Source organism: Actinosynnema sp. NPDC002837 (assembly GCF_040295345.1).
In the GTDB taxonomy this organism is placed as follows: Bacteria; Actinomycetota; Actinomycetes; order Mycobacteriales; family Pseudonocardiaceae; genus Actinosynnema.
Window position 1 is genome coordinate 19,337 of record NZ_JBEOVG010000108.1, and the last position, 8,942, is coordinate 28,278.

Below are 8,942 nucleotides of genomic sequence, written 5' to 3' on the forward strand. Positions count from 1 at the left end.
CTGCCGCGCCCGCGGCCAGTGGCTTCGTGGCCGATCCTCCCGCACCTCCCGCTCCTCCCGCGTCGTCCGGCTCGCCTTCCGGCCGGGATCAGAACGGGCGCGGGCACGACTCCGTCAGTGCCAGTTCCTTGACCGGGATGCCGGTTCAACCGTTGCCCGCGACCGGTCCCGGGGCGTTGCCCGAGCAGCGCGGGCCCGCGTCCACCGCTCCGCCGCAGACGTCCGCGCCCGCGCCGCAGCCCGGTGGGTTCGGTCCGCAGCCCGGCGGACCCGCGCCCGCCGGTCCGCAACCCGGAGCACCGGTCCGGCCGGACGCTTCCGCGCCGACGCGCGGGCCGGAGCCGGCGGCACGTTCGGCCCAGCCGGCTACCGCCCCGCCTGCTACCTCCCAGCCTGCTACCTCCCAGCCGCCGACGGCTCCGCACCGCACCGACGGCCCCGCTCCCGCCGCTCGCGGCACGGACGGCCCGACGCCGCCGACCAGCGGCCCGACCCCGGCCACCGACGGTCCCACGCCCTCCACGGACGGGCCCAAGCCGGACAGCGCCCCGGTCGACAGCACGCCGCCGGACAGCATGTCGCCCGACCCCACCGACAGCACGCCGGACACCGACAGCACCCCCGACACCGAAAGCACCGAGACGCCGAACGACCTGGTCGGCGAACCCGGCGACGAGCACACCCCGGCGTCCAGCCACGAGTGGCCCGCCGAGACCGACACCGGCACCGGCACCGACACCGACGCGAAGACCGACACGACCGGCGCGGATACCGGCGCGGATACCGGCGCGGATACCGGCGCGGATACCGGCACCGCCGCGGATCCGTTCCCCCAGAAGAACGTCTGGGGCCAACCGGCGGGCGTCGTCCCCGGCTTCTCCCACGACGGCCCCTACGTCCCCGTCCACGAGAGCACCGGCCCCACGGACCAGTCCGTCGGCACGTACGACCAACGCGCCGCCGCCCTCATCGAGCCGACCTACCAGCCCTACGGCCCGTACGGCGACTACCAGTCGTTCCGCGACGCCCACTCCAAGCCCGACGGCAGCATCGACTGGCCGCCGAACCAGGGCGCGGACGGCCCGCGGGTCGTCGTGGAACTGCCCGCCGGCACCGTCCTCGACCGGTTCGGCAGCCCCAACGGCGACTTCCTCTCCCCGCTGCGCCCGGACGGCCAGGCCTACGGGTTCGGCGAGCGCGCGATCATGCCGGACAGCCTCGGCAAGGGCTACCACGTCTACGTCCTGGACGCCCCGCTCACCGTCGAGCTGGCCCCGGTCGCACCCGCCTTCGACCAGAACGGCGGCGCGCGCCAGCTCCAACCCGTCCTCGACGCGGCCCTCGCCGACCCGGCCACGGGCAAGATGAGCGTCCAGCGCCTGATCGACCTGGGCGTCCTGCACGAGGTCGACGTGCCGCCCGCCGACGGTCGCGTGCTGCCGCCCGACTTCGGCACGTTCGACCAGGACGGCAAGGTCCGCACACCCGACCCGGTCACCGTCGCCGACGCGCGGAACGGCGCGTTCGACGGCTACACCCCGGCCGACCCGCCCGCGACCCTCACCCCGAACCCCGACCTCGGCCCGGTCGCGCACCAGGGACCGATCCCGATCGGCGAGGTGTCCCAGCGCGTCGACCAGGCGATCCGCAACAGCCAGGTCACCGACTCGGGCGTCGCGCTGCACACCGAGGACCGCCTGCGCGACCTGTCGAGCCGCATCCCGGCCAACGACGACCACGTCGTCCTCGACATCCACACCGACGGCGACGGCGTCCGCATCGGCGACACGCACTACACCCGCGCCGAGCTGGTCGAGCTGATCAACAACCACCCCGACCTCGCCGACCGGCCGATCGTGTTCGTCGGCTGCGACGCGGGCGCGGGCGGCGAGAACAGCCTGGCCGCGCACGTCGCCCGCGAGACCGGCCAGCGGGTCATCGCGCCGGACACCCTGGCCTGGTCCGACCGCGACGGCAACGTCTACGCCAGCAAGCCGAACGAGTCGGGCACCGGCCCGAAGCTCCCGCCCGACGGCGGCTGGCACGCGTTCGAGCCCGACGGCACGCACGCGCCGACCGGCGAGCACGGCATGCCGCCCGGCCACGAGCCCAGGGGCGACCTCGCCACCGACGGGCAGGAGCACCGCGGCCGCCTCGACATCGAGCCGCAGGTCCAGCAGCCGTGGACGGCGCCCGAGACCGCCAACGAGCAGCACGTCCGGCTGCGCGACGACCAGTCGTTCTTCCACACCGGCCAGGACCTGCCGCGCGACACCCGGATCACGGTCCAGGGCGAGGACGGCAATGTCCGCACCGTCGTGCACGTGGACGCCGACGGCAACGTCCACGTCGACGCCATCGCGCCGAACACCCGCCACGGCGACAACCCCGAGGTCCGCCACCCCGCGCCGAACGCCCACTACCGCGTCGAGGTCGGCCACCGGCACGACGTGTTCGTGGCCAACGCCGACGGCACCCGCCAGACCACCCAGGACACGATCAAGATCGGCGACCGGTCCGTCACGATCGACCGCGCGGTGATCATCGAGCCGATCCCCGAGCCAGCCAACGGCCGGCAGGCGATCGACCGCGACCACCCGCTCGCGCCCAGACCGGACGAGGCGTTCACCGCGCGCACCGACCTCCCGCCGAACACGCGGATGGAGGTCCACGACACCGAGGGCACCTACCGCGGCACGGTGCAGACCGACGCGGACGGCAAGCCGAGGTGGGTGGCCGCGCCGGACTACCTGTCCACCGACGTCCGCAACCCCGAGGTCCAGCACACCTCTCAGGGCACGAACTACAACATCGACCGCGGACCCCTGCACCAGGAGTTCACCACCAACGCCGAGGGCCACCCGCAGCACGCGGTCGAGCGCACCGAGCCGACCACGACCAGGCAGGCCCCGGTCACCGACCTCGGGCAGGGCGAGCCGTTCAGCCGGCCCGGCCAGGTGCACGACCCCAGCACCGAGTACCTCGTCACCGACGAGCACGGCCAGCACCGCGGCCGGTTCCTCACCGACGAGTCCGGCCACGTGGTCTTCGAGGACACCCACTCGGGCCAGCGCAGCCGGGTCAACACCGAGATCACCCGGGCGCCGTCGCACGCCGAGGTCACCTCCGACGGCTTCTACGGCCTGGGCAAGGCCCAGCACCCGACCCAGAGCTGGCCGGCGCCCGCCAACGGCGAGGTCGAGCTGGCCATGCGGCGGACCAAGACCGACGACGGCTACGTCTACTCGGTGAACGTCGTCAGCGGCGACACCAGCGGCTGGACGCCCGAGCAGCGCGCCGCCGTGACCAGGCCGTTCTCCAACGCCGACCCGTTCGCCGGCCGCGCCGACCTGCCGCCGGACACCCGGTTCGTGCTCGACGACCACAAGAAGCAGGGCTACGGCACGTTCCAGACCGGCCCGGACGGCGCGGCCTCGCACGTGCACACGTTCCGGCCGTTCAGCCCGGACCTGAACAACCCGCTGCCCAACGCGGTGCTGGTCGCCGACAACGACGCGTGGCGCGGTCGCACGAACCGCGACGGCGAGACGGTCGCGACGACCGGCCGGCCCGACCTGAGGTCCGGCGGCGCGATCCGGCGCGACGGCAGCGCCCAGACCGACGTCGGCAGTCACGGCGAGGTCGACGCGGACGGCAAGAAGCTGTCCGACGGCGGGCACCACCAGGGCAACGAGACCGGCGGCCCCGGCGAGGCGGCGAACCAGTCGAGCCAGCAGCGCGACCAGAACCAGGGCAACGGGCGCCCGGCGTTCGCCACCGCCGAGACATGGCACCGGATGGAGCGGGACCGCGCGAAGTTCCTGAAGTCCGGCGGTACGGTCGAGATGATCGACACGTTCGCCCTGCGCGACCCGCTGCAACGCCACCCCCACACCTACCAGACGCGGTGGCGTGTGACGCTCGCCGACGGCACGACCGAGATCTACGTCAGGAGCTACCCGAATGAGCACAACGCAGCCCTCTGGCCGGCCGGGTTCTGAGCAGCGCCACGACGAGCTGCTCCAGCACATCGGCGGCATGCTGCTGGACGCTGCTCCGGACGGCTTCCGGCGGATCGACCTGCTGGTGCGGATGACCGTGGCCGTCCAGGACGCGACGCTGAAGGTCTACATGCCCGACCGCACCACCCCCGAGGTGATGCCGCCGGAAGGGCTGCACGCCGCGTTCCAGGAGATGCGGCAGGTGCTGTACCAGCCGGGCCGCGGCACGTGGTTCTCCGCCCGGTGCGTGGTGAACGCGCCGGTCCACATCGACATCACCTACAACTTCGACCACGACCCGCGGTTCACCCCGGAGGTGCCCGCCGCGGACTTCGCCCGTGACCTCCAGGCCTTCCCCCGCGACGAGGCCTTCATCCCCGACTGGCTGCGCGCCAAGCTGGCCGAGGCGAGCGAGGACGCTCACCAGGGCGGAACCCGCCCGGAGGAAGCAAGTACCGAGGAGCAGAACGCATGACCGCACCGCAGCTGGACGTCGAGGACCAGAACGCGATCCTCGGCTCCGTCACCACCCTGCTGGTGCAGCGCCTGCCCGGCGACTGGGAGCAGCTGTTCGTCGACTTCCGGATGACGGGCCGCTACGTGGAGACGCAGGTCTCCGGGCTGACCATGTACGGCTCGTCGTTCGACTGGGAGCTGCCGCCGGAGGCGCTGCCGTTCTTCGTGCAGCTGCGCGACGGCATGGCGCGACCGGGCCACGGCACGTGGTTCACGCTCAAGCTCCACCTCGTGCACCCCGACACGTACTCCGCCGAGTTCGACCGGGACGCCGAGCCGGACTGGACCCAGCCGCCCCCCGAGCGGCACTACGCCGAAGAGCTGGAGCTCTACCCGCGCGACGACGACGCGATCCCGGCCTGGCTCCGCGAACGCGCGGGCCTCGGCCCGGCCCGGAGCACCGTGATCGCCGCGCCGCTGTTCGACGGGCCCGACCCGACGGTGCACGACCGGCCGGCCGTGCACCCGCAGGAGCTGGACGACGTGCTGGCCTACCTGGAGCGCGCGCCGGCCGTGCTGGCCGCGCGCTCCTACGGCCCCGACGCGCTCAAGCCGGAAGCCACGCCGTCCGTGCCGCTGTCCTTCCACACCGACGGCACGTGGGTGTGGCCCGGCGGGGTGGCGTACTACCTGCGCAACCACCACGTGCCGCCGGTGCCGCAGCTCGTGCAGCACATCCGGGACAACGGCTACACCGTGCCGCCGGTCGCCGCCGAGGCCGAGCAGGCGGCCGTCGCCGTCGCCACCGGGCAGGCCGAGGGCGCGCCGCTGCCCGAGCACGAGCCGCGCGTGATCACCGAGGTCGACCGGCGCGCGCTCGACCACCTCAAGGAGCGGCTGGACCACTTCGGGGTCGACGAGTCGGAGTACGGGATCCTCGAGCCGAAGCCCGACGCGTTCGTCATCGAGCCGGCGCCGGGCCGGTCCGGCTGGCAGGTCCAGTTCTGGGACGCGAGCCGCGGACCGCACGGTCGGCCGCGCGTGTACGAGCACGCCGTGGACGCGGCGAAGGTGCTGCTGGCCGAGCTGCTGTGGCGGGCCGACCTGGACCGCACGCGCGCGGCGGCGGACACCGGCGCCCTGGTGCTGCCGGTCGCGGACATCCAGCCCATGCCCGACGAGCCGCCGCTGTCGCTGTTCCGCGACCGCGAGAACGTGGTCATCCCGGTCGGGGCCGAGCTCGACCGGTTCGGCGCGGAGCTGGGCAACCTCGTCTACACCGCCGGGACCATGTTCGGCCACCGATCGTTGCCACCGGATTGGCTGAACCGTCGCTACCACGTGTACCGGGTGCAGAAGCCGGTGCCCGCCCTCAAGGGCATCGCGGTGCCGTGGTTCGGGCAAGTCGGGGGCGGAACGGGCTACTTCCTGGCCGCCTCCGTGCGTGACCTGTTGGCCGACGGGAGCCTGGTCGAAGTGGCCGCGGCGGCGATGCAGCAGCCGCAACCGGGCGTCTAGGCACGGTCGCGTGGCGTCATTACTCCGTTCGGCTCAGCGGGGGCCCGTGCGGGCACTGGGAGTCGCGGGGGAAGATGTTGCACGTGTCCGAGCTGAAGCCGCTGAACCCGACCGAGCAGGATGCGCTGGTCAAGCAGATCGGCCTGACGCTGATGCGGGCCGCGCCGGAGGAGTGGCGGCACGTGACCGCGGAGTACCGCGCGACCGGCCGGTACTTCGAGCTGGCCGCCGAGGTGCGCACCGTCGACGGCGCCCTGCGCGCCTGGTCGCCGCCCCAGGAGGTGGCCGGGCTGTTCTCGCGGCTGCGCGCGGGCATGTACCGGGACGGCCGGGGCAGCTGGTCCAACGCCCGCTACCAGCTTGACCACCCGTCCAGCTACAACCTCGACTTCGACCGCGCCGAGCCGTCCTGGACCACGCCACCGCCGCCGCAGGCGTACCTGGACGAGATGCGGTTCTTCCCGCGCACCGACGAGAACGTGCCGGACTGGCTGCGGCGACGGCTCCAGCAGGCGCCGCCCCCGCCGCCGCCGCCCGTCGACCAGGCGGCGCCGCCCCGCGCGTTCCGCACGGCCCGGGTGTTCGACGGCGCGGGTCCCGGCGGTCGGCCCTCGGTCAACCGGCCGCCGATCGCCGAGACCGACCACGCCCTGCTGCTGAGCTACCTGGACCGGGCGCCGGTCGCGGTGATCGGGCGCGGGTTCGACGCGGACGTGCTCAACCCGGACGCGCCGTCGGTGGTGCCGGTGGCGTTCCAGACCGACGGCCACTGGATCTGGCCCGCCGCGGTCGGCTACTACCTGCGCGCCTACGGCGTGCCGCCGGAGCCGGAGCTGGTCGAGCGGGCCAAGGCGCTGGACTTCGTGCTGCCGGAGGTGACCGAGGAGGCCCGGGTCGCCGCCGCGGCGAACCTGGGCGCGCCGGCCGCGCCGCAGGGCACCGAGCTGCCGGTCGCCGAGCCCTCGCCCGCGCCGGTCGAGCCGCCCGTCGAGGTGGGCGCCACCGTGGTCGCGTCGCTGCCCGAACCGCCGGCCGACGAGCCGCGGCCCGCCGAGGCGGCGGCGGACGTCGAGAGGACGGCGAACCTCACCGAGCTCAAGCCGGACGTGATCGAGTACGCGCAGGACGGCCCGCCGTACCGGGTGCGGTTCGACGAGGACGGCCCGGTGATCGACGACCGGTACCGGCGCGAGTCCTACGTGGACGGGATGGACCTGTTCGCGCCGGGCGCCTACGAGCGCGAGGAGGCCGACGACCAGCCCGAGCTCCACGAGACCCAGACCTGGAGCCCGTTCGCGGACGAGGAACCGGAGGCCGGGCCCGCCGAGGAGACCGGCGAGGTCGAGGCGGTCACCGACGAGCCCGCGCACGACCAGGCGCCGCACGAGCGCGCACCGCACGACCAGCCCGCGTACGACCAGGCCGAGCCGGAGCCGGTCTACGAGCAGCCGTCGCACGAGCCGGTCTACGAGCAGCAGCACGAGCAGGCGTACGAACCGCACCAGCACGACCCGCACCAGCACGACCCGCACCAGCACGAGCAGGCCGAGCACGAGCCGCAGCCGGCCGAGGAGCAGGCGCCCGAAATCGACGCCCGCCACTCCGCCGACGAGGCCGAGGTCACCGCCGAGTTCGAGGTCGACCAGGCCCGCCTCTACACGCCGGAGCACACCGAGGAGCCGGGCTTCGCCGACCGCGCCGAGACCCGGTTCGAGGAGTCGGCCGAGCAGGCGTTCACCCAGCCCGACGAGCCGCTGTTCGCCGAGCAGGCCGCCGACGACCGGCACGAAGAGCGGCACGACGAGCCCGAGTCCCGCTTCGACGACCACGACCACCGCGAAGCCCACGACGACCACCACGACGAGCACCGCGACCACCACGAGGACCGTGAGGCCCGCGCCGAACCGGCCGACCAGCCGCAGTTCGTGGAACAGGTGCCGCCGCCGTTCGCCGACCAGGCGACGCAGTTCGCCGAGGCCGTGCGGCCGTTCGACGACGTGAGCCCGGCCGCGGCCCCCGCGCCGAGCCTGACACCACCGCCGCCACCGCCCGTCCAGCCGCCGCCACCGGCCGAGCCGCGCCAGGTCACGCCGGAAGAGGAGCGCGAGCTCTCGTCCATCCGCCGCGCGCTGGACGAGCTCGACGTGCCGCCCGCCGCCTACCGGTTCGGCGAGCCCGCCGACCGCGCCTGGCTGCTGCGCACCGAGGGCCCGGACTGGGAGGTGTCGTGGTTCGACCACGGGCCGACCAACCCGGTCCGCTTCGACCGGCTGGAGGACGCCGCCGCGTACCTGACCGGCAAGCTGGTGCTCACCAGCCGCCGCCCGCCGCGCCCGCTGCCGCCGCCCCCGCCGCCGCAGCGCCCCCGTCCGCCGATGAACAACGGGTTCCGCGAGGAGCCGCCGCGCCGCCCCGCGCCGCCGCAGCGCCCGCCGGTCGAACCGCCCGCGCCGGTCCAGCAGCAGGGCGCGGCCCAGCCGTCGGGCGCCACGACGTCGACGCAGGAGCCCAAGCCCCAGCGGTCGTGGCCGATCAACCCGATGAACGGCGAACCGCCGCTCACCCTGTTCCGGCACAAGACGATGGTCGAGCTGCCCGCCGGCATGGAGGTGGACCGCTTCGGCGAGGGCGAGGGCAACCTCGTCTACGCGGCGGGCACTCCGTTCGCGCAGCGCTCGCTGGTGCCGTCGTGGATCAACCGCCCGTACCACGTGTACCGGCTGCGCCGACCGGTCGAGGTGCTGACCGGTGTGGCCGTGCCGTGGTTCGAGCAGCCCGGCGGCGGCACGGCCTACCTGATGCCGAAGACGATCGACGACATGGTCGCCGACGGCGTGCTGGTCGAGGTCGCGGGCCAGGAGGCCCCGGGCCACTAGCGCCTGTTTCACAAGTCCGTGTTCGCGATAGTCGGGCCTGAGGCGGCTCCCGGGGGCACGGCCGAATGGGCCACATACAACAGCGGTATGC

5 protein-coding genes are annotated in these 8,942 nt (G+C 74.0%); 4 read left to right on the forward strand and 1 reads right to left on the reverse strand.

Annotated elements, in window-relative coordinates:
• Nucleotides 1-145 precede the first annotated feature (145 nt).
• Nucleotides 146-610, reverse strand: a complete 465-nt coding sequence (locus ABTZ99_RS39635; protein WP_499618173.1) for a hypothetical protein — start codon at nucleotides 608-610, stop codon at nucleotides 146-148.
• Here ABTZ99_RS39635 and ABTZ99_RS39640 point away from each other — a divergent pair.
• From ABTZ99_RS39640 to ABTZ99_RS39655, 4 genes are all read left to right on the forward strand, one after another.
• The gene (locus ABTZ99_RS39640; protein ID WP_499618169.1) at nucleotides 576-4,001 is read left to right on the forward strand and encodes a glycohydrolase toxin TNT-related protein; all 3,426 of its coding nucleotides are present in this window, start codon (nucleotides 576-578) and stop codon (nucleotides 3,999-4,001) included. The two genes, ABTZ99_RS39635 and ABTZ99_RS39640, sit on opposite strands and share 35 nt — an antisense overlap.
• The gene (locus ABTZ99_RS39645; RefSeq protein ID WP_498782081.1) at nucleotides 3,964-4,476 is read left to right on the forward strand and encodes a hypothetical protein; all 513 of its coding nucleotides are present in this window, start codon (nucleotides 3,964-3,966) and stop codon (nucleotides 4,474-4,476) included. The genes ABTZ99_RS39640 and ABTZ99_RS39645 overlap by 38 nt, the downstream gene beginning before the upstream one ends.
• Entirely contained in the window at nucleotides 4,473-5,975 is a 1,503-nt protein-coding gene (locus ABTZ99_RS39650) for a TNT domain-containing protein (protein WP_498782079.1), read from the forward strand. The genes ABTZ99_RS39645 and ABTZ99_RS39650 overlap by 4 nt, the downstream gene beginning before the upstream one ends.
• 83 nt (nucleotides 5,976-6,058) lie before the next feature.
• On the forward strand, nucleotides 6,059-8,851 hold the full coding sequence (locus ABTZ99_RS39655; protein ID WP_499618166.1) for a TNT domain-containing protein: 2,793 nt from the start codon (nucleotides 6,059-6,061) through the stop codon (nucleotides 8,849-8,851).
• The last annotated feature ends 91 nt before the right edge of the window (nucleotides 8,852-8,942 follow it).

Coding starts and splice junctions, on each gene's coding strand:
- ABTZ99_RS39640 (WP_499618169.1), top strand. CDS start 576: ATGTCGCCCGACCCCACCGACAGCACGCCGGACACCGACAGCACCCCC.
- ABTZ99_RS39645 (WP_498782081.1), top strand. CDS start 3,964: ATGAGCACAACGCAGCCCTCTGGCCGGCCGGGTTCTGAGCAGCGCCAC.
- ABTZ99_RS39650 (WP_498782079.1), top strand. CDS start 4,473: ATGACCGCACCGCAGCTGGACGTCGAGGACCAGAACGCGATCCTCGGC.